24 protein-coding genes are annotated in these 23,200 nt (G+C 46.6%); 13 read left to right on the forward strand and 11 right to left on the reverse strand.

The genetic code is table 11. The annotated features are described in order from the left end of the window. Nucleotides 1-184: 184 nt before the first annotated feature. Both D8Y20_RS12240 and D8Y20_RS12245 read right to left on the reverse strand, forming a co-directional pair. Nucleotides 185-463 (reverse strand): EscU/YscU/HrcU family type III secretion system export apparatus switch protein, encoded by a 279-nt coding sequence (locus D8Y20_RS12240; protein ID WP_121543999.1) that lies wholly within the window; start codon nucleotides 461-463, stop codon nucleotides 185-187. Further along, nucleotides 460-2,211 (reverse strand): flagellar hook-length control protein FliK, encoded by a 1,752-nt coding sequence (locus D8Y20_RS12245; protein ID WP_121544000.1) that lies wholly within the window; start codon nucleotides 2,209-2,211, stop codon nucleotides 460-462. The genes D8Y20_RS12240 and D8Y20_RS12245 overlap by 4 nt, the downstream gene beginning before the upstream one ends. A 327-nt stretch (nucleotides 2,212-2,538) precedes the next feature. On the opposite strand from D8Y20_RS12245, the gene tatA reads away from it, so the two are divergent. The 3 genes from tatA to tatC are packed head-to-tail and all read left to right on the forward strand — an operon-like array spanning nucleotide 2,539 to nucleotide 3,908. Further along, nucleotides 2,539-2,739 carry a twin-arginine translocase TatA/TatE family subunit gene (gene tatA, locus D8Y20_RS12250; protein WP_121544001.1) on the forward strand — a complete coding sequence of 67 codons (201 nt, stop codon included), beginning with the start codon at nucleotides 2,539-2,541 and terminating at the stop codon, nucleotides 2,737-2,739. Between the two features lie 18 nt (nucleotides 2,740-2,757). Beyond that, a complete protein-coding gene (tatB, locus tag D8Y20_RS12255; protein ID WP_121544002.1) occupies nucleotides 2,758-3,114 on the forward strand; it encodes a Sec-independent protein translocase protein TatB in 357 nt (118 codons plus the stop codon). After that, nucleotides 3,111-3,908, forward strand: coding sequence for a twin-arginine translocase subunit TatC (gene tatC / locus D8Y20_RS12260; RefSeq protein WP_121544003.1), 798 nt, complete (start codon nucleotides 3,111-3,113; stop codon nucleotides 3,906-3,908). Before tatB ends, tatC begins: the two co-directional genes overlap by 4 nt. A gap of 18 nt (nucleotides 3,909-3,926) precedes the next feature. Here tatC and D8Y20_RS12265 read toward each other — a convergent pair whose 3' ends face one another. Next, on the reverse strand, nucleotides 3,927-4,619 hold the full coding sequence (locus tag D8Y20_RS12265) for a type 1 glutamine amidotransferase (RefSeq protein WP_121544004.1): 693 nt from the start codon (nucleotides 4,617-4,619) through the stop codon (nucleotides 3,927-3,929). 25 nt (nucleotides 4,620-4,644) lie between these two features. Between D8Y20_RS12265 and D8Y20_RS12270 the strand changes: the two genes are divergently transcribed. Next, the gene (locus D8Y20_RS12270) at nucleotides 4,645-5,604 is read left to right on the forward strand and encodes an anthranilate phosphoribosyltransferase (RefSeq protein WP_236075434.1); all 960 of its coding nucleotides are present in this window, start codon (nucleotides 4,645-4,647) and stop codon (nucleotides 5,602-5,604) included. A 28-nt stretch (nucleotides 5,605-5,632) separates the two neighbouring features. Further along, nucleotides 5,633-6,190, forward strand: a complete 558-nt coding sequence (locus D8Y20_RS12275) for a DJ-1 family glyoxalase III (RefSeq protein ID WP_121544005.1) — start codon at nucleotides 5,633-5,635, stop codon at nucleotides 6,188-6,190. A gap of 36 nt (nucleotides 6,191-6,226) precedes the next feature. Here the strand turns inward: D8Y20_RS12275 and D8Y20_RS12280 are convergent, their stop codons facing one another. Further along, nucleotides 6,227-6,970 (reverse strand): TerB family tellurite resistance protein, encoded by a 744-nt coding sequence (locus D8Y20_RS12280; protein WP_121544006.1) that lies wholly within the window; start codon nucleotides 6,968-6,970, stop codon nucleotides 6,227-6,229. 288 nt (nucleotides 6,971-7,258) lie between these two features. On the opposite strand from D8Y20_RS12280, the gene trmB reads away from it, so the two are divergent. The 5 genes from trmB to D8Y20_RS12305 all read left to right on the forward strand — a co-directional run bounded on the left by trmB (nucleotide 7,259) and on the right by D8Y20_RS12305 (nucleotide 11,165). Beyond that, the gene (trmB, locus tag D8Y20_RS12285; protein WP_121544021.1) at nucleotides 7,259-7,960 is read left to right on the forward strand and encodes a tRNA (guanosine(46)-N7)-methyltransferase TrmB; all 702 of its coding nucleotides are present in this window, start codon (nucleotides 7,259-7,261) and stop codon (nucleotides 7,958-7,960) included. Between the two features lie 8 nt (nucleotides 7,961-7,968). Then, a complete protein-coding gene (locus D8Y20_RS12290) occupies nucleotides 7,969-8,517 on the forward strand; it encodes a YaeQ family protein (RefSeq protein ID WP_121544007.1) in 549 nt (182 codons plus the stop codon). A 241-nt stretch (nucleotides 8,518-8,758) separates the two neighbouring features. Beyond that, nucleotides 8,759-9,988 (forward strand): DEAD/DEAH box helicase, encoded by a 1,230-nt coding sequence (locus tag D8Y20_RS12295; RefSeq protein WP_121544008.1) that lies wholly within the window; start codon nucleotides 8,759-8,761, stop codon nucleotides 9,986-9,988. A gap of 184 nt (nucleotides 9,989-10,172) precedes the next feature. Next, nucleotides 10,173-10,376 carry a hypothetical protein gene (locus D8Y20_RS12300; protein WP_121544009.1) on the forward strand — a complete coding sequence of 68 codons (204 nt, stop codon included), beginning with the start codon at nucleotides 10,173-10,175 and terminating at the stop codon, nucleotides 10,374-10,376. 33 nt (nucleotides 10,377-10,409) lie between these two features. Next, complete coding sequence (locus D8Y20_RS12305; RefSeq protein ID WP_121544010.1) at nucleotides 10,410-11,165, forward strand: OmpA family protein; 756 nt, start codon at nucleotides 10,410-10,412, stop codon at nucleotides 11,163-11,165. A 256-nt stretch (nucleotides 11,166-11,421) separates the two neighbouring features. On the opposite strand, the gene D8Y20_RS12310 is transcribed toward D8Y20_RS12305, so the two are convergent. The 5 genes from D8Y20_RS12310 to msrA form a co-directional block, all read right to left on the reverse strand. Then, nucleotides 11,422-12,678 carry a M48 family metallopeptidase gene (locus tag D8Y20_RS12310; protein WP_121544022.1) on the reverse strand — a complete coding sequence of 419 codons (1,257 nt, stop codon included), beginning with the start codon at nucleotides 12,676-12,678 and terminating at the stop codon, nucleotides 11,422-11,424. A gap of 102 nt (nucleotides 12,679-12,780) precedes the next feature. Then, nucleotides 12,781-13,776 carry a nicotinate-nucleotide--dimethylbenzimidazole phosphoribosyltransferase gene (locus D8Y20_RS12315; protein WP_121544011.1) on the reverse strand — a complete coding sequence of 332 codons (996 nt, stop codon included), beginning with the start codon at nucleotides 13,774-13,776 and terminating at the stop codon, nucleotides 12,781-12,783. A 149-nt stretch (nucleotides 13,777-13,925) separates the two neighbouring features. Further along, complete coding sequence (gene aroB, locus D8Y20_RS12320) at nucleotides 13,926-15,032, reverse strand: 3-dehydroquinate synthase (RefSeq protein ID WP_121544012.1); 1,107 nt, start codon at nucleotides 15,030-15,032, stop codon at nucleotides 13,926-13,928. Between the two features lie 446 nt (nucleotides 15,033-15,478). After that, nucleotides 15,479-15,979 carry a peptide-methionine (R)-S-oxide reductase MsrB gene (msrB, locus tag D8Y20_RS12325; RefSeq protein ID WP_121544013.1) on the reverse strand — a complete coding sequence of 167 codons (501 nt, stop codon included), beginning with the start codon at nucleotides 15,977-15,979 and terminating at the stop codon, nucleotides 15,479-15,481. Beyond that, the gene (msrA, locus tag D8Y20_RS12330) at nucleotides 15,976-16,575 is read right to left on the reverse strand and encodes a peptide-methionine (S)-S-oxide reductase MsrA (protein WP_121544014.1); all 600 of its coding nucleotides are present in this window, start codon (nucleotides 16,573-16,575) and stop codon (nucleotides 15,976-15,978) included. The genes msrB and msrA overlap by 4 nt, the downstream gene beginning before the upstream one ends. A 124-nt stretch (nucleotides 16,576-16,699) precedes the next feature. Between msrA and D8Y20_RS12335 the strand changes: the two genes are divergently transcribed. Then, nucleotides 16,700-17,068, forward strand: a complete 369-nt coding sequence (locus D8Y20_RS12335) for a translation initiation factor (protein ID WP_121544015.1) — start codon at nucleotides 16,700-16,702, stop codon at nucleotides 17,066-17,068. A 736-nt stretch (nucleotides 17,069-17,804) separates the two neighbouring features. On the opposite strand, the gene pnp is transcribed toward D8Y20_RS12335, so the two are convergent. Further along, a complete protein-coding gene (gene pnp / locus D8Y20_RS12340) occupies nucleotides 17,805-19,907 on the reverse strand; it encodes a polyribonucleotide nucleotidyltransferase (RefSeq protein WP_121544016.1) in 2,103 nt (700 codons plus the stop codon). A gap of 99 nt (nucleotides 19,908-20,006) precedes the next feature. Then, nucleotides 20,007-20,276, reverse strand: coding sequence for a 30S ribosomal protein S15 (gene rpsO, locus D8Y20_RS12345; RefSeq protein ID WP_121544017.1), 270 nt, complete (start codon nucleotides 20,274-20,276; stop codon nucleotides 20,007-20,009). Between the two features lie 351 nt (nucleotides 20,277-20,627). Here rpsO and D8Y20_RS12350 point away from each other — a divergent pair, with 351 nt between their 5' ends. Together D8Y20_RS12350 and D8Y20_RS12355 are read left to right on the forward strand one after the other, a co-directional pair. After that, the gene (locus tag D8Y20_RS12350; RefSeq protein WP_161957640.1) at nucleotides 20,628-22,766 is read left to right on the forward strand and encodes an EAL domain-containing protein; all 2,139 of its coding nucleotides are present in this window, start codon (nucleotides 20,628-20,630) and stop codon (nucleotides 22,764-22,766) included. Between the two features lie 31 nt (nucleotides 22,767-22,797). Continuing rightward, nucleotides 22,798-23,133, forward strand: a complete 336-nt coding sequence (locus D8Y20_RS12355; RefSeq protein WP_121544019.1) for an Hpt domain-containing protein — start codon at nucleotides 22,798-22,800, stop codon at nucleotides 23,131-23,133. Nucleotides 23,134-23,200: the final 67 nt, after the last annotated feature.

Genomic DNA, 23,200 nt, shown 5'->3' on the forward strand with positions numbered 1-23,200 from the left:
AATTTACCTTCAGTACGCAGAGTAAAACCAAACAATAAAATGTAATTCTGGAGCTCTTTCATTGGCGCAATGAAATGTAATGCATCTATGCTTGTTCTTTTTCACGCCATTCAATTCTTATTGAACACCTATAGCACCACTGATTTTGACTTACTCTGCGTAACTTTGCGTCCTGCGGTGAAGCTTAGTCTTTATTGAATATCTCGGCGTATTGTTGATTGCTCCAGTAGATAAAGGCGAGAATTTCTGCGATGGCGGTGTGTACTTCGGGTGGAATAGAATCACCGATATCGAGTAGTGAAAAGATTTGTACCAGATCACTGTCTTCACGGATGGGAATATTATTTTCTTTGGCGATGCGAATGATCTCATCGGCCAATACGCCACTGCCTTTGGCACTTAATTCAGGCGCTAAATCCAGATGTGGATCCCATTGTAGGGCGATGGCCATATTCTTTTTCATATGCGGATATCCAGCAGATTCAGTGATGCGGGAACCATTTGCGTAAGTTGATCAAAGGAGCGTTGTTTTTCGACACTGGGCTGCTGTTGTGAGGCCACCAGATAGACCTTTTCAAATCCTAACTGAAGCAGTCGTTCTTCCAAACGCTGGATGTTATCTAACAAAAAGTGACTGCATGCGCTGCTATCGTTATAGATACGGGCATGCACGGTGTTATCAGAAATACTGGCATCAACGCGAATATTGCCGAGCTGACTTAACTCTAAAGAAAACAGCACATTAAAGGATTGATTCGCATTATTGTTCTCTTCGGAACTGTTCTGTTCATACGATGATTGTTGTTGCATGGATAGTTGCACATTCACCATCTGCTGATTGACCAGCATGGGTAGCTCGATGCGTGTCGGTTCACCTTGCACTTGGGCCAGGACATTCAATGCCTGTGTCGTTTCGATGCGGGATACACTCTGCTGAGCAAGCTCCGAGATCGCTTTGACAAGCTCAATTTGGTGAGTGTTGCCACCCTGTTGATTGGCGATTTGTAGCATGATGGATTTCAGATCCTGTTGCATGGCAGGGCTTAAAGTCGGGTTTTGCGACAGTTGCAGTAGTTTTGCTTCCAGGCCTGAGCCCGCATTGCGCATCATCTGCATCAAACGATCTCCAGTCAGTGGTTGCGATGGTGATATTTCATGGGCTTTAAGAGAAGACTCTAACAGAGGCAGTGAATTCATCGGAACTGCTTCATTGACCGGTATATTCGGTATGATATTGCGTATGTTGGTGATGTGTTGTGCCATCGATTGCGTGTTGCCGACAAGATTGGCTTTGAGTGTGCCGAGCGCTTTTGTAGCGGCATTTTTATGGATGGACAGGAGTTGAAAATCTGAAGGTGGCTTATTCATTTTAAGCATCAGCACGTCACCTTTTTGCACGTTGGCGGGAGCGGCTGTTTCAACGATTCTTCCCTGAATGTTGAGCTGCACATTGCCATTGTCCAAACGTTGCTGCACAAATGCGGCGGCACGGTCACCGGCTGCAAGTGTAAAGTGCGCCATCTTGTTGGCTGGGGCTGCCTGTTTTCCGCTTACTTGATTTGTATTCTGTTGGGGTGATATTTCCAGCAGCGGCTTGTTGTTGGGCCCCATAACTACCCTGGCTGTTATCTGTTGTCCCTCTTTAAGGCCAGCAATCGTTGTCGTTTGGATGATGTGCGGAGTGTTTTGGCCTTTACCATCGGGAACCATGATATTGATGCCCATCTGTTTGCCATGAATAGAAACGACCTGTCCGGATAGGCTTTGGCTTGTTTTCATACCAGTAGGAAGCGTCGAAAGTATATTGGCGTGTTTTAAGTTTGCAGCCAGTCCCTGGCTCTGTTGGCCGCTCGTTGCCGTTTGGGCACCTTGCATTTGTTTTCCTGAGGCGCCTGCTTGGCTGGCACCAATCCAGAACAGTTCAGCTTTTGCATTGGGCAGTGTGGATGATTTTTGAGCAATAAATGCGACTTCTTTTCCAGCCAGTGAGGCGGGTAGTCCTTTGATGACAAAAGGTTCACCATTTAATGTGATTTTAAATGTATCATTGGCTGCTTTTTGAACCATGGCATGCATGACCGAGCCAGTTGATGTGTTCGATAATACCCCGGAAAGCACCCTTACCATGTTGGGAGAGCCCTTGGGCAACTGCGTGGAGTTCCATGCCGCCGCATCGGTTTTGCCAATGGCATCAATCCTGCGGTCAGGCATAGATGTTTAGCTCTATATTGGTGTTGTGATCAAACATATGAATAGACCAGCAAGCTAGCGGCCAATCTTGCGGTTTAAAGCGTAATCAATGGTTCGAGAATGTTCTGAAGGGCTTGATAAAGCCTGTTGGAAACGAGTTTTAGCGATTTATAAGCATATGATAGGTATAATTTAGCGTGAATACCGGAATGACTTGCCGCTGTTTTTAATCAGGGTAATCTCCAGCGCCAACTATTTGTATAAATGACGCAGGCAGTCGTTCGTAATATGTGGGTCGCAATAGATGATTCATGATGCGTTGATTCGTTATGCTTAAGAGGTGTCGCCATGTTCGGACTTGGAACAACTGAGCTTATTTTAATCCTGATTATTGTGATCGTACTGTTTGGAGCAAAACGTTTGCCGCAGGTTGGTGCCGGGCTTGCCAATGGTATCAAAAGTTTTCGCAGTAATATTTCAGATGGCGATAAGAAGAGCGGGCCGGATGATGCATCTATCAGTGATGACGCTACGGATAAAAAACAATAACCATTAGGACCTTACACCATGCCTGATATTGGTTTTCTGGAATTGATTGTGATTGGAGTGATCGCTTTTCTTGTGCTGGGGCCTGAGCGTATGCCTGAACTGTTCGGTCAGGTGGGGCGAGTGGTTCGAAAAGGGCGAGGCTGGATCAATGATGTTCGCAAGCAAATTGATGCGGAGAGCGCATCGTTAAAGAATCCTTTGCATGAAGTAGAAGATAGCATGAAGGGCGGTATTGAAGATTATAACGCAGCGATCATGAAAGAGCTTGGGCAAAGCATGCCTGATGATCTCTCTTCGATGTCACTGGACCCGTCAAAAACAACGACCACGACAGCATCATCTCCCAAGCCCGATAAAAAGCAGGATGATACGTGAGTCAGTCCGACACGCAGTCCAAGCATACCCCGGAGAATCAAGCAGCAGCAGATCAAGGTGTAGAAAACAGTGGGGTGAGTGTGTTGACCCATCTGGGTGAACTACGCCGTCGCGCCACGATTGCCATTATTGTTTATGCCATCGGTGTGATGGTGTTGATGAACTTTTCTGAGGTGGTCTTTGAATTTATCTCGACGCCGATTCGGGATGCTTTACCACCGAATACGCCTTTGATCTTTCTCAATGCTCCGGACGTGTTTTTTACCTATCTGAAAATTGCGCTGTTGATGAGTTTGTTTGCCACAGCACCTGTGACGCTGTATCAGTTTTGGGCTTTTATTGCACCGGGTCTCTATAAACACGAACGCAAAGCATTTGTGTCCTATTTTTCAGGTAGCCTGGTGCTGCTATTGAGTGGCGGAGCTTTTGCATTTTATATTGTATTCCCACTTATATTTGAGTTTTTTCTTGGCTTTTCTACTGAAAATATTCAAGCCATGCCTGCTGTGAAAGAGTATCTATCTCTGGTCATGAAGTTGCTGTTTGCATTTGGACTTAGTTTTCAGATTCCGATTATTGTGATGCTGCTGGTGCGCCTGAATATTGTTGATGTAGAATCATTGGCTGAAAAACGACGTTATGTATTTGTTTGGGCCTTTGTGATTGCGGCTCTATTGACGCCGCCAGACATTATTTCACAGATTTTACTTGGTATTCCGATGTTGCTGCTATACGAATTGGGTATGTTTCTGGCAAAAATAAAAGGCTCAGATTCCAAGTCCGAAGTAGCTTAAACAATTCGGGTTATTGAATCAGATTAGCGTTAACCATGCATCAACCATTTGGCGGCAAAAACGTTGCATCTGTGTTAAATGACACTGCGTTTGCTGATGAAGATGTTTGATGCCCGTTTCACCAAGGTGGCGGCGCTCGCTTTCACCATATGCAATCCACTGTTCAATAATGCTTTCGTCGACTTCAACATGAAATTGTAAACCATATTGCGCTCTGTTCAAGCGAAACGCTTGAGCCGGGACTTGGGGGTGTGTGGCTACCTGTGTCATGGATTCGGTGAATGAAAATGTTTCACCATGCCATTGGAACACCATGAATCCATCTGTCATGGTGTTGAATAGCGCATCGTTTGCACTCTCTTGGCATGGATAGATAGGGAACCATCCGAGTTCTCGGACAGGGGAAGGGGTGATGTCTGCCCCCACAGCTTTGGCCATGATTTGTGCCCCAAGACAGATGCCGAGCATGGGGATGTTGGCATTGAGAGTCGTTTTGACCCAGCTCAATTCATCTTGCATTAGCGTATCATGATCATTGGCCGACTGTGGGCCACCCATCACAATAATACCGTCATAATCGCTGGCGTTGGAAGGTAGCGGTGCCGCTTGTTCCAATGCGATGGTAGTACAATGATGGCCATGTTGCCGAATGACATCGGCAATGATCGCCGCAGGTTCAATGATCAGATGTTCAATAATGAGAAAGTTCATGTTGCTAGCCTAAACAATGCTACTTATGCTACAAGTCGATATGGATATCTCACCTTATATTAAACGCGTTGCGCGTGGCAAACATGGTTCTGAGCATTTGGATCGGGACGAAGCGAAAATGGTATTTCAGAAGCTGTTGCAGTCGGATACGGATATGCTGCAACTCGGTGCTTTCCTGATTGCTCAGCGTATGAAAGGTGAAACAAGTGCTGAGCTGGCTGGTTTTGTTGAAGCGGCACGGGAAACTGTGCAGGGGTTTGCACAATTCTTTGCGCCAAAAGGGGCGGTAGATTTGCCCTGTTATGCAGGTAAACGTCGCAGTGGTCATGCGTATTTGGCGGCAGCGATGCTGGCGCGTGTTCAAGGTGTTCCAATTGTAGTGCATGGCGTGGAGCATATCGAAGAACGCGTGACGGCCTGGCAAGTATTAGAGGCTGCCGGTGTGCAGCGAGCCTCAGGCTTAGGTGATGCCTCGGCGATATTAGCGGCGGATAATATTGTGTATATTGATCTGGCTGAGCTTAGTCCTGATCTGTTTCGTATCTATAATCTCAGGCCAAGGCTTGGGGTGCGCTCCTTTGCCAATACAGTGGCGCGTTTGCTCAATCCGATGTCGTGCGAGGGACAATTGAACGGCCTTTTTCATACACCATATGCAGATTATATGGCGGATGCGAATGTCTTGTTAGGCCAACAACGGTCACTTGTTTTTATGGGGGCGGAAGGTGAACCGGAGTTATATGCTGATCGTCAGAAGCTCGTGGTGAAACAGCAGGGCGATAAGATGTCGCGGATCTCCTATGGCGAAGCCGGAGTGGCGATGTATCCGCGTGAGCTTATGGATGAAAGGCTGCTGAAAGAGAGTCTTGGCAGCATGTTAGAAGGCAAACTGAATGAACGGGAAATCGCTGTGGTGAATCGGATGAGCGAAGCATTTCATTGGGCTTCGCAGGGTGAATTTCCAGAAGGCTGGGTTGAGCAATAAAAACTGATATTGAGAGGAGTAGATTATCATGGCACGTGTGTTGATTCCATTTACGGAAGGTGTTGAAGAGATTGAATTGGTTGCAGTGATTGATCTACTGCGCAGAGCTGATGTAGAGGTGTGTGCTGCTAGTCTGGATGGGTTGTCCGTGATCGGTCGATCCAATATCACCATTAAGCCCGATGCTGGGTTGGCGATGGTTATGCATGAAAACTGGGACATGATTGTGTTGCCCGGAGGTCTGCCGAATGCATTTTTATTGCGGGATGATGCCAATGTAAAAGCGATTGTGGAGCGTTTGCGGGAAGAACGTAAATCCATTGCCGCCATTTGTGCCGCACCCATGGCTCTGGCGGCTTATGGCATCACGGAAGGAAAGCGTGTGACATCGTACCCTTCCTGTCAGGAATCAATGGAAGAGCTGCAACCTTCATCGGTGTATGTGGATGATAATGTGGTGGAAGATGACTTTTTGATCACCAGCCGGGGGCCGGGCACAGCTATTGCCTTTGCACTGCGCTTAATCAGTAAGCTGTGTGGTGAAGAAAGATCTGAAGAAATCAAACATTCCATTGTAGCCGTCTGATTCTTACCGTGCGTGGCACTGCCGGTAGGCCTGATGTTATGAAAGGCCGGGTCTGGCCTTTTTGATTTCATCATAGGCACAGGTGATCATTTTCATCTGCTCATCGGCAAAGGTGATGAAACTATCAGGCAGTCCTTTCGACATGATTTTATCAGGATGATATTCAATGCATTTCTTTCTGTATGCGCTTTTTATTTCGGCATCTGTTGATTCGACAGTGCAATCGAGTAGTGCATAGTGCTCACTTAATGCATGTGTACGGCCAAAAAACTCAGCTGAAAAAAGTTTGTACATGGATGGGTCTATAGCAAGGGGCTCAATAATGCCTTGAAGTATTTTATCTTCTTCCGGATGCAGTTCTCCATCACTGGCGGCAACTTCAAACAGAATGCGGTATGCGATGATGCGCATATCTTTGTTGTTGTTAAATGCCGTCGCATACTGGGTGGCATAATCGTAAATAGAGTAACGATCATCTTTTGCTTTGGAGAAAATACTCCCCGCTATCTCTTTGCTGCGTTGATCAAGATGAATTTGATCCATAAACGCTTTGATTGTTTTTGCCTCTTCAGGGCAAACAACACCGTCAGCTTTGGCGATTTTGGCCAGCATGCCGAACAGTGCTGTGAATACAAATAACTGTTCAGTTTCGACTTGCCGAATGTACTTGTCTTTACTTGCTGAAAACCATCCACCGACACCTGCTCCGATCAAAGCCCCTATCGGGCCGCCAAATAGAGCGCCTACTCCGGCACCGATTCCTACACTTTTCCAAGACATGATGGCTCCTTTGTTTCATGTGAGATGTGACGCTATAAAACTGTTCCCGTTTCAAAAGATGCGAGGGAAATGGCAGTGAAACTGCAGTATGCTTCCTAGGCGGCAGGCTACCCATTGAAGAGGGGCATAGGCAATGAAGCAATATGTAATCTACCTTTCTCGATGCTTAAAATAACGCTTTTGAGTAGTCATCAACAGGATTACTAAATTGTTCGGGATGGTTATGCAGTGGTTGGGGAAAAATTAAAAGGTGTTGGATAACTGCTGTGAAGCCGTACTATGCGGGCTATGCGATTATCCAAAGAATTCAGAGATCAGTTTACTCAGCAGGAAATGCGCACGCATGGGCGTAAGAATGGTTTTGTGACCACCGGTCAGGAAGCGCGGATGCTGAAGTGGCTACCGGTGATCGGGTTGCCAAAAGATAAAACACTGGCCGATGCCAATGTGCCGGATGATACCCCCATTGTGATGGAAATTGGTTTTGGGAATGGTGATTTCCTGGTGCATTTGGCGCAGACACATCCGGACTGGATGCTGGTAGGTGTTGAGATTTATCTGCCAGGTGTGGCTAAGGCAGTTAGTCGCCTTGATGATGCGGGCCTGATTGAACAGTGCCGGATTACCCAGTTGCCAGCCCAGTTTGTGTTAACGCATCAGGTGCAAGAGGGGCAGCTTGATGGTGTGTTTATCAATCATCCCGACCCCTGGCCCAAGGCACGGCATCATAAACGCCGTATCATCCAGAAGGATTTTGCTGCCTTGTTGGTCAGCCGGTTAAAACCCGGAGGATTTATCAAGCTGGCATCGGATAAAGCCGACCTGGCAGAATGGATGCGTGATATCCTTGATGCCACGCCCGGCCTGAGCAATGTGGCGGGCATTGGCGGTTATATTGAGCGTGATCCGGATCGTCCGGAAACCAAGTTTGAAGAGCGTGGTAATAGAGCAGGCAGGACGAGTCAGTTTCTTCACTTCGTTAAAGGCTGATCGGGCTTATGGCAATCAGTTCAACGATTTACAAGGCAGATTTGCAGATTACCGATATGGACCGGAACTATTATAGTGACCACCATTTGGTGATAGCGCGTCACCCCTCTGAAAGCGATGAACGTATGATGGTGCGTCTGCTGGCCTTTGCATTGCATGGCAGTGCGTCATTGCAGTTTTGCAAAGGTATCAGTACCGATGATGAGCCGGATATCTGGCAAAAAAGTTTGAGTGATGAGATTGAAATATGGATTGACCTTGGCCAGCCGGATGCCAAACGTATCCGCAAAGCCTGTGGACGATCCAGACAGGTGATTATTTATACCTATCTGCGCAGTCATCGTGTGTGGTGGGAGCAGGCTCAGAACAAACTAACCCGCTTTGATAATCTTAGCGTGATTCATCTCGATAGTGATGCCGTGGCAGGCCTTGGTGTGATGGCCGCGCGTGCGATGCGCCTGCAATGCACGATACAGGATGGTTCGTTGTGGTTGACCGGTGGTGATCAGGCGCTTGAAATTACCCCTGATGTTTGGAAAGAAAGTCAGTTGTTGTAGAGACAGAGCTATCACATTAAAATGCTTAAAAGCTTTCACCGCCAAGGACGCAGAGTTTCGCAAAGTAAAGACAAAACAGATGCAATCCTCATTCTTACGCTCTGATTAGTATTGTTTTCCTGATTATTGTACTGATTCATTTGCGGTGAAATGTGTTGAATAATGATGAAATAGTGTTTTTTAGTGCGATCTGGAATGGTCGAGTACGGTAAACGATGAATGAAAGCAGTGAGAGAAGACAATGAAATTCGACCAATATTATATTTCTGCAGATATTAAAAAGAATTTAGCCAAGCTGGGTTTTAAGCGGCCGACTGATATTCAGTTTAAATCCATTCCTTCGATTCTTGATGGTGAAGATGTATTGGCGATTGCTCAGACGGGCACTGGCAAAACGGCCGCTTTTGCGATTCCTGTGATTGATAAAATCCATCGTTTTAAAAGTAGTAAACGCTCTTATGGCATCAAGTGCATTGTCATGGTGCCCACGCGTGAACTGGCGGTGCAGATTGGAGAGGTGTTCAAAAGTATCGCCAAACATACGCGTGTGAAAGTGTTTACCCTGTATGGCGGGGTGGAGCAAGATCGCCAGATTGCTAAATTGCAGGACGGGATTGATGTGTTGATTGCTACACCGGGACGCATGTTTGATCTGATCAATCAGCAAGAGATTCATCTTGATGGTGTTTCGACCCTAGTGCTGGATGAAGCAGACCACATGCTGGATTTGGGTTTTATTGAAGATATTCGTTACATTAAGAAAATGCTTAAACGCCGTCATCAAACGTTATTCTTTTCAGCCACTATCAATGATGAGATCAAGAAGCTGGCCTATTCACAGGTTAAAAGTGAAGCCATTCGGATTCAGGTTTCACCACAGGATCGTGTGTCAAAAAACATCACCCATTTTGTGATGCACGTGGAGATGGATGATAAACGGTTCTTTTTGGAACGTTTTTTACAGGATCATCCGGAAGGCAAGGTGATTGTTTTTGTGCGTACCAAAGTGCGTGCTGAGCGTGTGGTGAAAGCGCTGGGACGCGTTGATATTGATGCGATGAGTATTCATGGTGATAAGGATCAATCGGAGCGGTCAGATGTAATGCAAGCGTTCAGGACAGGTGAAGGGGCACGGGTGTTGGTGGCTACGGATGTGAGTGCGCGTGGTATTGATGTGCCGAATATTGCGTACGTCATCAATTATGATTTACCTGAAAAAGTGGAGAATTATGTGCATCGTATTGGTCGTACGGGGCGTGGTGAAAACAAGGGAGAGGCAGTCTCCTTTTGTAGCAGTGAAGAGAAGGATTTGTTGCATGAAATTCAAGACTTCATTGCAAAACCAATTAATGTGATTGGCGTGGGCAAAGAAGAGTACACCGAAGTTACGACCGGTTCCCGTGATTTGCAGGCATTGGTAGCTGAACATGATGCCTGGTTGAATAAGGGGAAGGGAAAAAAGAAGAAGTAAATATCAGCATTCACGAAACAATATGATGCTGGCGGTGATGGTTCTGATCCGTCGCGTTTTCACAGTAATAGATACCTTATCGGTGTTGATAAATGACTTGTTATCATTGGGCAGGCGATGCCTTGCAGATTTTAAGCGTCGCGTTTATGCTCGACTTTGATTCAAGGTAGTGAGGAGAAGGATCATGCTGAAAATTTTAACTATATTGGCTATGTTGGCATTTACATCAGGCTGTGCTGCTATTTATGGCGAAGATCCGGCAGAGGTTCAAGCCCGCCAACAGGCCGAGCAAGCACAACATCAAAAGCAAGTTAGCATGCAGGCTGAAATCGAACGCCTCAGAGCTGAAGTGAAGGCTAAAAAAATAGAACTTGAAAGTATTAAATAAAGATAGAAGACGATTGGTTTGAGGGTGGAATTTATGTTTAGAATTACCGGGTTATTACTGTTATTTTTATGCGTGGGCTGCATGAAGTTTATAGGCCCTCCACCCGAGGAGGATCAGGTTGTTCGATCTTCATCAGTGCCGCCGACTCCTGTGGCAGATGTGCTTGATGATGAAGAAGAACTTCGTAAAAAACTTATTGTCTTGCGAAAACAGGATCAGGCAGAGCAACGGGAGCGTATCGAACAAAACGCGCCTGTCGAGCAAACAGCTACTGCTGAAGCAATTACTCCTGTTGCTTATAACGGGCAGGCAGAATCGGCTGAAAACCTAGTTCCTGTAGCAGATTCCGCTTCCGCAGTCAGTGGCAGTGAACCTGCTGCAGAAGAAGCCAAGCCGGTATTACTTCGGGAACAGCTGTGGATAAGGGTGCCATTTAAAACTGGTTTTACATCCGTTGATCAAAAACTGGTGAAGCCGCTGACCGATATTGCCGGGAAATATCTTGCTGAGCCGCGCAAGCAGACGCTGGTGATACGTGGTTTTTGTGATGCGGAGCCCATTGGTGGATATGAAACCAAGAAACATAAGTCCAGACACGGTTTTAATACCCAGCTCGCTTTGAGTCAGTCACGGGCTAAAGCGGTTGCAGATATTTTAATTAAAGCAGGCATCAAAAGTAATGTAATTAGAGTGGAAGGTTATGGTGATACACACTTTATTGCGGATAATAAAACCCAGGAAGGGCGTGATAGAAATCGCCGTGTGGATGTGTTTCTTATCGGTGAATGATGTGAGCTTGTAGCTGACTCTTTGGCTTGCAGAAATAATAGCGAGGCGCTCCTGTGATGCAGGGGCGCCTTTTTTATGCAACGTTTTGATACTCTGCTACGCTCAGATATGTGTTAAGCCGTGAAGTGTCCATGCCGCCAAATCTGCTCTCAACTGTATTTGAACGATGTATCGAACGCTTGTTGTCACAGAGAAATCCGAAACTGATCACCCAATCAAGCTGTGTCACTTCGCACTATTTTGCAGGTGAATGCTGTTATATTGTCTGTTTGGCCAGTTCCTGTTCAATGTGTTCAATGCGAATGGGGGCTGGCGGGTGTGAGTCATGCCAGCGTGAATAGAGCGGATCGGGAGTGAGCGTGCTGGCATTATCTTCATACATTTTCACCAGCGCTGTTGCGAGCGCTTCACCGCTGCTATTGCTGACGGCGAAGGCATCCGCTTCAAATTCATCTTTGCGGGATGAATAGCTCATGATTGGTCCGAGCGCAAAGGTGAAAGCAGGCAAGACCAGCATAAACAGAATCAGTGCCGCCTGATTGGATGCTTCAGTGACACCGAGGCCGCTATAAAACCAGCTTTGCTGCATGGTCCAGCCAAGCAGGGCAAAACCAGCCAGTGAAGAGATAATCATCACTGCCAGACGTTTTTTTACATGGCCATGATGAAAATGCCCTAGTTCATGGGCCAGGACGGCTTCGGTTTCAATCGGTTCAAGTTGATTCAGTAAGGTATCAAAAAAGACAATACGTTTGGCATTTCCCAAGCCGGTGAAGTAGGCATTACCATGGCTTGAACGGCGTGAGCCATCCATGACATATAGCCCTTTGCTCTTGAAACCGCAGCGGTTCAATAAGGCTTCGATGCGCTGCTTCATTTCACCATCTTCCAGTGGATTGAATTTGTTGAATAGAGGGGCGATGAAGGTTGGGAATGCCCACATCATGAGTAACATGAAAGCAGTCCATACACCCCAGGCATAGATCCACCAGGCTGCTCCCGCACCGTGCATCAGACTCAGAATAACCCAACCCATGGGCGCAGCGATCACAATCATCAAGGTGGTTTGTTTGACCATATCTGCGAGATAAAGGCGCAGTGTCATTTTATTGAAACCAAAACGCGCTTCGATGCCGAACGTGCTATAGAGTTCTATGGGTAAATCCAGCAGCTGACTGATCAGGAAGAATAACAGCAAAAATGCAACGCCAGTCCATATTTCTGATAATTCCAGCGATCTGGAAAGAGCATCAAGAGCATTAAGACCGCCACCAATTGTCCATATAAACAACAGGATCAGGGCAATCACTTGTGCAATATTGCCCGGTTTGAGTTTGGCGATGGTGTAGTCAGCCGCTTTTTGATGCGCTGATAAGGATATGGTTTCACTAAAACGATCGGGTACTTCATTTCGGTGGTTTGATACATGTACTTTTTGTCGGGTAGATAAATAGAGGCTTATAGCTGTAGCCACCGATGCAAAAAGGAGCACTACCCATGTCCATGGCGTCATAGAGAAAGCTGTCATGATATTATACCGTCCTGATGAAGCGTGATGATGTTAAGATGATTGCTGCGGTCTGTTGTTTCGGTGAATATTGATTCAAATGACTATTCAGTCACTATTCATTTCGATGCGAGCGAGTCCTTGTTGCAGGGTAATGGCAGATTGTAAAACAGGTAGCATCAATGTGGCGACTTTGCCTCCATCAATACTCGACTTTAATTCTACCAGTGGCTCCAGTCCTAAATCTTCGAGGACATCTCTATGCCCTGCATCATTAGAGACATGGCTGGCCAGCACCCAACCGGCAATGCGCACATCCCATGCAATGGCAGCCAGTGCAGCCGTTGCAGAAGCAAGGCCATCGAGTAGGACTGGTACACCTTTTTCTGCTGCAGCACGATAAAAGCCAGCCATGGCCGCCATTTCTATGCCGCCAAGTTCTTTGAGAATATCGTGTGAAGGTGTGCCTTGGGCGCGTTCTAAAGCTTGTTCTACTGCTATTAATTCGCGGCCATAGGTGCCGGGGCTAATGTTTGTACTGCTTAATGCTTCTTCCGGGGGCAGACCGAGCAATTCAGAAATCAATGCGGCAATAGCGATGCGATCTCCGGCACTGATGGAGCTGGCAATAAGTAGATTGGCACCCTGCTCAATAGCGCGGTTGGCCATCTCTTCACCGATACCAACACTTTCCCAGTAGTCCATTTGTGACATGGCTGATTCAGTCGTGATGTCGGGTGTGCCGGTAGAGCGCACTTTAGCATGTTCTACCAAGTCGTTATCAGCCAGACTACCAGTCACACCAACATCAACGATGTGTAGATTGCATCCGGCTTGTTTGCACAGCTCTGCAATCACGGAATCCGTGGATGCAGCATGGCGTACCTGATCCAGTGTTGATCTCTTCCCATTACATCCGTTGGCAATGGCCACACCGTGGTCGGCTGCAAATAAAACAACGGCCGCTTGAAGGGTGTTTGGTATTTCCCTGTTTTGACGTTTGGAAAACCATAGCGCTAAATTTTCCATTTGGGACATACAGCTGGAGGCTTTTAAGAGTGTACTATGGTGATTTTGTTCGGGATGAATGGATGGGATAGGCATTACTTATCCAGCCTTAAAGAGGTCGCAGACAAACCGTCCATAGCATGATGGTTCTCGATCAGAGGTGGGTGATTGCGGGGCGTTACATGGCTCATATATAAAAAGTATAGCTCGTTTTTATTGATATGCGATGTTTGATTTTAACATATTCATGTATATGACTGAATCAATGTCTTGATGGCATCAGGTGCGACATCTTCCGCCAAAAAGGCATCACCAATCTCACGCAATAAAATATAACGAATACGGCTGCCAACATTCTTCTTATCGTGTCCCATCGCATCGAGCCATGCATCGGCTGTGAAAGAGGGGATAGAGGTAGGTAGATCGGCGGCCTCATAACATTTTCTGATACGTGTTTCTGTACCTGCAGGGGCATATGCCAACTGTTCAGAAAGGCGGGCTGCCATCAGGGTACCCATAGCGACAGCTTCACCATGCAGGAAGGTATTGTAATGGGTCATAGATTCAATGGCGTGACCAAAGGTGTGGCCTAAGTTGAGCAGTGCGCGCATACCTTGTTCCGTTTCATCGGCCATAACCACTTCGGCTTTATGGCGGCAGGAGGTATGGATCATACTGGCGAGGACATCTCCATCCAGATTCAGAGCGGCTTCAAGGTTGTTTTGCATCCACTCAAACAGGCCTGCATCACGGATCAGTCCATATTTGATGGCTTCAGCAATGCCCGCACGCACTTCCCGAATATCCAGCGTGTGTAATACCAATGGATCAATCCATACCAGTTTGGGTTGATAAAAAGCACCGATCATATTTTTACCGTGCGGGTGATTGATTGCAGTTTTGCCTCCAACACTGGAATCAACCTGCGCCAGCACTGTGGTGGGCACCTGGATAAATGGAATGCCGCGACGATAGCAAGAAGCGGCAAAACCGCTCATGTCGCCAACTACGCCACCGCCAAGCGCAATCACAGGTTCATTGCGTGAGAGTTTCGCTTGCATTAATACGTCCATGATCATCTCAAAGCTTTGCATGGTCTTGTAACGTTCGCCATCAGGCAGTATGCATTCAGATACCTGCCAGCCAGCATGCTCAAGTGAGGCTCTTACTCTTTGCAGGTATAGCGGTGCGATGGTGACATTGCTGATGATCATGCAGCGCGTAGGCGAAGAAAATAGCTCTGCCATGGCAGAGCCCAGTCTATCCAGACACCCTGGTTCGATATGAATGTCATAGGAACGAGGGCCTAGATTGACGTTGTAAGTATGTGATTCTGCTAGCGGCTTAGACATGGGCGCAGTCTGACATTATCTCCCTATTCAGAGAAGCTGGAAAAATTGCATGATGCTAGCGGTGAATGATTCTTAGCGAATGCGAATAACATTCAGAGCATCGCATTAAACGTCGCCACAGTCATCTTGGACACGTTTCACCAGTTGACTATGAGAAAGGATTTTTGGAAGATAACAAACGTCTACTGAAACGTGGGTAGTCCAGATGTCACATGATATACGGCACCCTCATATTCAATTCGTAACGGTCTGGACATACGAACAACATAGCACAACCAATGCGCAAAACAAGTCCTGACCCCTTTGCTGTGTGACCCCTTTGCTGTGTTGCGCCCAGCTTTGATAGCAGCCACCAATCATACTTAGGGCAGTGGTTTGTTAGTCGTGGTCAATTTGAAGGGCTGCTGGGGTAGTGGGGGGATGCTATAAGAGCATTGGAGAGTAACTCAAGCCGGTAAGAACTTTAGAGCTACACCGTTGTTGCACCAGCGTTGGCCCGTTGGTTCTGGCCCATCATTGAATACATGGCCCTGATGCCCACCGCAGCGAATACAATGATATTCAGAGCGTGGAAGAATCATTTTAAAGTCACGTTTGATTTCGGTGTGTCCTTCAATGGGTTGAAAAAAACTGGGCCAACCGGTGCCGCTGTCAAATTTACTACTGGAATCAAACAGGGGTAGAGCGCATCCAGCACAGACATATTGCCCCTTATCATATTGTTTGTTCAAAGGGCTGGTGAATGGGCGTTCAGTGCCTTCATCACGCAAGACATGGTATTGCTCAGGTGTAAGTATTTTGCGCCACTCGGCATCACTTTTCTCTATCTTGTTTATATTCGAGTCACTCATGGCTGTCGTCCTTGTCTGTTCGCTATGTAATATGCGCGGTAGGCTTAATAGTGCTGCGCTGGCTAGTGCGGCCTGGAGAAATGTTCTGCGTTTCATGGTGTTGACCCCCAAAGGTATTGCAGTCGCTTATCTCGTCCACAATTATAACGATAAAATTTATATCGTATTGGATTCTTGAGATAGTAGTTTTGATGGTATGTTTCAGCTGGCCAGAAGGTGGTAGCTGGTTTGATTTCGGTAACGATATCTTTAACGAATGTCTTATGCCGTTGTATGTTCTTCTTTGAGGCCAGTGCAAGCGTTTGTTGTTTATGATTGTGATAAAAAATGGCAGGGCGATATTGTGATCCTGTATCGCAGAACTGACGATTAGCGGTGGTGGGATCAGAATTACGCCAATATACGGCGAGCAGCTGTTGGTAACTCACCTTGGCCGGATCAAATAGAATTTGAACTGCTTCGGCATGTCCAGTACTGCCGGATGATACTTGCTGATATGTTGGCTGATCTTTGTGACCACCGGTATAACCCGAAGTGGTTGAGATGACACCATCGATTTCATCAAAGGGATGCTCCATGCACCAGAAACATCCGGCTGCAAAGGTGGCAGTTTCCATGCCATTGGCAGCAGCTGGTGTGATAGCCGCTATGAGCAGCATCGATGTGTATAATAGTTGTCGTATCTGTTTCATATTGGCTCCGCTTATAAGTATGGACGTTGGAGTCGAGAGATTATTACAGGCTTTCCTGAATATCCGATGAAACCTATCATTGCACTGTTGTTTGCGTATGAAGAAGAGAGGTTGAGGAGACAATATGGCTGATGATAGACGATTAGTGTATTCCACTGAGCAAGGCTCATTGGGCAAAGCTATGGACCCCGGCACAAAAAAGAAGAAATCCCGCAAGCATACAGGTACTGCTTCGGCGATTAAGAACCCCCATAAGCAGGGCGTTCGTATTCGGCGTGAATCCAAAGGGCGTGGTGGAAAAACAGTTAGTGTTGTCGATGGTTTGTCGTTGCAAGAGTCGGAACTCAAAACGATGTTAAAGAAACTTAAAGGGCAATTAGGAACCGGTGGCGCTGTGAAGGATGGTGTGCTTGAAATTCAGGGTGATCATCGCGAAAAGATAGCGTTGCTGTTGGAAAAAGAGGGGATCAAGGCAAAACTGGCAGGTGGTTAAAGTGTTAAGAAAAACAAAGGGCAGAGTTTGCACGCTCCGCCCTTTGTGTAGGAATGATTTTTACTGCTGCTGACAGTGTGGAAATTGTAATGCCTGCTCATGACAGTAATGTGACATAGGACACAATCCATCAGGATAGATGGATTCATGCCGCACATCCGTGTGCGCCACCCATTCTGGGCGCTAGCGCGTGCAATTGTACTCTCCTGTACAATTGTGAACGCCGCATTGCGACGGCCCCGCAAGAGCAAGCGGCGCTGACCCGCCGCGCGATAGATAAAACCACAGAATAGGATGCCCGGAATACCATTTTGCAGGATTGCAGAATGAGACGTGCCAAAGGCACGCCCGCAGGGTGAGGCACAGGATGCCTGGAATACAAAAAGACAGAAAAAATAGCTTGATTGTGCATTGATGAAGAGGAAAAAAACAAAGGGCAGAGTTTGCACGCTCCGCCCTCTTGTTTAGGAATGATTTTTACTGCTGCTGGCAGTGTGGAAATTGTAATGCCTGCTCACAACAGTAATGTGATATGAGTCACTCATAGACGATATTTTGAAATAAGACCCTCCAGGTAAGAGGCATGAAGGTCCGTAATGCAAAAAAGAAGGAGCCGCTTGAACGAACTTCAGGTCGCTCGGTAAGGTGCTGTAATTCCGAATTTTGAAATTTTCGGGCAAAAAAAAGAGGCGGACAAAAGTCCGCCTCTTTTTCCCCTCTCCCTAAGAGTTACTGCTTACTTGGCTTCTTCTTCCAATAAGGCCTTCATGGATAGACGAATGCGGCCATTGCGATCTACGTCGAGTACTTTGACGCGGACTTCCTGACCTTCTTTCAGCTCATCTGCTACTTTGTCAACGCGGTGGTTAGCAATCTGAGAGATGTGAACCAGACCATCTGTACCGCCAACTACGCGAACAAATGCGCCAAAATCCATCAACTTAACCACTTTGCCTTCATAGATAGCGCCGACTTCTACTTCAGCCACGATATCTTCGATCATCTTCTTGGCAGCTTCACCAGCATCACCGGTTACAGCAAAGATGGTGATAGTGCCATCATCAGCAATATCAACCTTGGCACCTGTTTCTTCAACGATACCACGAATGACTTTACCACCTGCGCCAATCACTTCACGAATCTTGTCCGCTTTAATTTTCATGGTGAACATGCGAGGTGCATGGTCAGCAATACTGTCACGCGGTTTGTCCATGCATTTAGCCATTTCATCCAGAATATGGATGCGGCCAGCATGTGCCTGTGCCAATGCTTCTTTCATGATGTCGCGTGTCAGGCCACCGATTTTGATGTCCAACTGCAAGGTAGTTACACCGTCACGGGTACCAGCAACTTTGAAGTCCATGTCGCCCAAGTGATCTTCATCACCCAGGATGTCAGTCAATACTGCATAACCGTCAGATTCCAAAATCAAACCCATTGCAACGCCGGCAACGGCTGCTTTAGTGGGTACACCAGCATCCATCAACGCTAAAGACGTACCGCAAACAGAGGCCATTGAAGATGAACCATTGGATTCAGTGATTTCTGATACGGAGCGAATGGCGTAACCGAAATCTTCCATGGATGGAAGGATGGCTTCAACACCACGGCGAGCCAAACGGCCGTGGCCGATTTCACGACGACCCGGAGGGCCGAAGCGACGTGCTTCACCAACAGAGTATGGAGGGAAGTTGTAGTGCAGCATGAAACGCTGTTTAGCTACGCCTTCAAGCGATTCAGTGGTCTGCATGTCAGATTCAGTACCCAGTGTAATGGTAACCAAAGCCTGTGTTTCACCACGTGTGAATAGTGCGGAGCCATGTGTGCGAGGCAGAACGCCTGTCTGGCAATTAATGGCACGAACCTGATCTGTTGAACGGCCATCAATACGTGGGTTGCCGTCAATGATAGAGCGACGAACAACATCTTTTTCCAAGCCTTTTACAGCGGATGAGACGTCATTCGAGCTGAACTCACCTGGCGCCTCTTCAGTACCAGCTAGTTTTTCCTGTGCAGCTGCGCGGAACGCTTCGATTTTGCCTGCACGTGCTGATTTATCGACAATGGCATACGCTTCACGAACATCAGCTTCGAATGCTGCTTTAACAGCGACCTTAACATCATCGTTACCAGCCAATTCAACTACCAGCTTCTCTTTACCAGCAAGTTTGACCAGCTCTTCGATGGCATCAAGTACAGGCTGATAGCCTTCCTGACCAAAGATGATGGCATCAATCATCTGCTCTTCGGATAGTTCTTTTGCTTCAGATTCGATCATCAGCACAGCATCACGTGTACCAGCAACGATCAGATCCAGATCAGATGCTGCAACCTGTTCATAGGTAGGGTTCAGTACAAATTCACCATCAATCAACGCAACACGAGAGGCTGCGATAGGTTCAGCAAATGGTACGTCAGAAACAGCCAGAGCAGCAGAAACACCATTGATAGCAATAATATCCGGGTTGGTGGACTCATCAGCGGAGATAACTGTAGCAATAACCTGTGTTTCGTGGAAATAGCCTTTAGGAAATAGTGGGCGAATCGGGCGGTCAATGAGACGGGATGTCAGTGTCTCTTTTTCTGAAGGGCGTCCTTCACGCTTGAGGAAACCACCTAAGAAGCGGCCTGCTGCGTATGTTTTTTCCTGATAGTGAACAGTTAACGGCATGAAATCCACGCCCTGCAATGGCTGCTTGGCAGCGGTTGCAGCAACATGAACAACAACGTCGCCAACCTGAGCCAGAATAGAACCACCGGCTTGACGCGCTACGCGTCCTGTTTCAAATGAGATAGTGCGGCCAGCAACTTCGGCCTGCGTTTTTGATACATTAAACATATTAGATTCCTTTTATTGCACATGCCTTTGGCGTGGTTGTAAAGCGATCAAAAGAAAAAAGGCGACCCTTTTCAGGGCCGCCAGAAACTGTTTAGCTATTTAGCGACGAAGTCCCAAGCTATCAATCAGCGTGCGATAACGGCCAAAATTCTTGTTTTTCAAATAGGTGAGTAGATTACGACGTTGGCCAACCATTTTCAGTAGCCCACGACGGGAGTGGTGATCTTTATGGTGATCCTTAAAGTGACCAGCGAGCTGATTAATACGCTCAGTTAGCAGAGCAACCTGCACTTCTGGGGAACCTGTGTCGCCTTCAGTGAGACGAAATTTTTCAATGATTGTGTTTTTTTCTTCCAGCGCCAAAGACATGAACGTCGTTACCTCTTATTATATCTTTCCTGTTTTATAGGGCGGCGAACCATAGCGATAGGTTAAGCGGCATGCAAATACTAATTATCATCTTTCTGCTGCAACGTTATTGAATCGCGTCGATGAATGTAGTGTTTCTAACGGTTTTTAGTCTGCAATAGGGCCCTTGAACGGTCGAATAATAGTGTTATATCATGCCATTATGCAAATAAATAAAACAAAAAAGTCTGCGTTAGGGGAAGGAGTCAGATCAAGATATTCTATATGAATAATCGCGTGCTGTTGTTTTAATGTTCACAAATGTCTTTGCATGGCATGGATTGTGCTACCCCGAAAGCCATGGAAAGACGAATGCCAATAAAAGATAAACTCCAGAAACCAGAGTTAGAGACAATCATGCTTATTGATGATGATCCGGTCTCACTCCTTGTGATGGCTGAGTCATTACAAGAGGTCGGGTTTGCAGTTATCGAGTCAAATGACGGGCATAAGGGATTGACCTTATTTGCAGAGCAACACCCAGCACTGATTTTAGTTGATCTGCAAATGCCGGGTATGGATGGATATACCTTTTGTAAAAGCGTGCGCTCTACTCCCCTGGGACGGGATATTCCGATTGTAGTGGTGACCGGTGTGGATGATGTTGAATCTATTGAACGCGCCTATGATTGTGGTGCAACAGATTTTATCATTAAACCTATCCGGTGGAGTATTTTCAGACATCGCATTCAATATATTTTGCGGTCCAGTAATGCGATGCAATCGGTACAACGAAGTTCAAACTTATTAGCTGAAGCTCAGCGGGTTGCCAAATTAGGTAATTGGACCTGGGATCTGAATGAACAGAAGTTGTTTGTTTCTGAAGAAAGCTACCGTATTTTTGGTGTGCCTAGAGTTGATCCCGGGGTGTTCCATAGGCTGTTGATGAGTTCAGTGCATAAAGATGATAAGAAAGGTTTTGATATTGCGGTTCAGAAAGCCAGTGATGGTGAAGCCACGGATTTTGCATTCCTGGCCTGTTTACCTAATGGCGAGGCAAAAAACATATTAATGCATCTGGATGGTAGTGCTGAACATTTGGAACCGGGCCATCGTATTTTTGGCACCATTCAGGATATTACTGAGCGGCGCAAGGCTGAAGAGTCGGTCAGGCAATTGGCGTATTATGATTCCATTACCGGTTTGCCGAATCGAGATCTTTTTAAAGAGCATTTAAGTATGGCTCTGCATCAAGCTGAACGAAGCAAAGAAAAGATTGCCGTGATGTTTCTCGATCTGGATAACTTTAAACGCGTAAACGATAGTCTTGGTCATGAAGCTGGAGACGCCTTGCTCAAGGCTGTCTCCGAGAGATTGCATGAGAGTCTGCGTTCTTCTGATCTGGCAGCCAGAGATGTGGCTGATATGAATTCTTCATTAGCCCGTTTGGGTGGTGATGAGTTTACTGTGATGTTGAGTGGCTTACACGGCATTGAGCATGTAGAAATGATAGCACAACGTATTCTTGATCGCATTGCTGAACCGATGATGCTATCTGGTAATAGAGTGTGTGTGAGTTCGAGTATCGGCATCGCCATTTATCCAGAAGATGGTGAAGATTTGGATACCCTGTTGAGAAATGCTGATGCCGCCATGTATGAGGTGAAGTCTCAGGGGCGCAATGGTGTGTTCTTTTATGATAATGCGTTGCGCCAGCAGAGCCATGACAGGCTGGAACTGGAGAGCGAATTACATACGGCGATTGAACAGGATCAGTTGACGCTCTTTTATCAGCCCAAGGTAGATGCAGAAACATGTCAGCTGTTGGGTTTTGAGGCATTAATCCGCTGGATACATCCTGAGCGTGGTATGGTCTCACCGATTGATTTTATTCCAGTAGCTGAAGAGTCAGGTTTAATTCTTCCTATGGGGGCATGGGTGATTAAAACGGCCTGCCGTCAATATCAGGCATGGAGAAAAGTTACAGATACCGAATTTAGTGTATCGGTGAATCTATCGGCGCATCAGTTTGCCGATGAACATTTAATGACGACGATTCGGGATATTTTGATAGAGACTGAGATGCCAGCTCAGTATCTGGAATTTGAGATTACTGAAACGGTGTTGATGCAGGATGCAGATGCGGCGATGAAAATTTTGGATCAGATGAAAGTAATGGGCTTGAGGGTATCCATCGATGATTTTGGCACGGGTTACTCCAGTATTAGTTATCTCAAATATTTTCCAGCGGATGTCCTGAAAATTGACCGGGAATTTGTCAAAGACCTGCCCGATGATGAGCAGGATGCGACCATCACCAATGCGATTATTTTATTGGGCAAAGCGTTAAATATGGGGATTGTAGCTGAAGGTGTGGAGACAGAATCGCAATTGCAGTGGATGCGAGACAAAGGCTGTGATCAAATTCAGGGTTATCTGTTCAGTCCACCAGTGCCTCCAGAAAGAGCTGAAGAGATGCTGATAGATCCTTTTTCTCTAAGGCACGACTAATGCATCAACTGCTTTGTATAAGTGAGGACGCATGAATATTCTTGATATTGAGGTGCTCCAACTGTTGCCTGGTGATGCGCAGATGCTGCAAAAAATATTGAATGTGTTTTTAAAAAGCTCGGAAAAATTAATGGTGATGATGGAAGAGGGCGTTGAAAACAGTAATATGGATCAAATAGCACATGCTGCGCATACGCTGAAATCCAGCAGCGCTATGGTTGGTGCGATAAATTTATCCGAGCTTTGCCAACAGATTGAAGCTGCCATGCATGATGATGAGTGCAGTGAAATTTCGGTGATGGTGCAACAGGCTCGCCATGCCAGAGAGCTGGTTGAGAGTGAGTGCCATAGCCTTTATCTGAAATAATGATGAATATGCTAGGAGTCTGTCGGACTTAGGGGGGGCGTAGCGATAAGGAGCAAGTGCCGATGGC

Source organism: Mariprofundus sp. EBB-1 (assembly GCF_003665155.1).
Taxonomy (GTDB): Bacteria; Pseudomonadota; Zetaproteobacteria; order Mariprofundales; family Mariprofundaceae; genus Mariprofundus.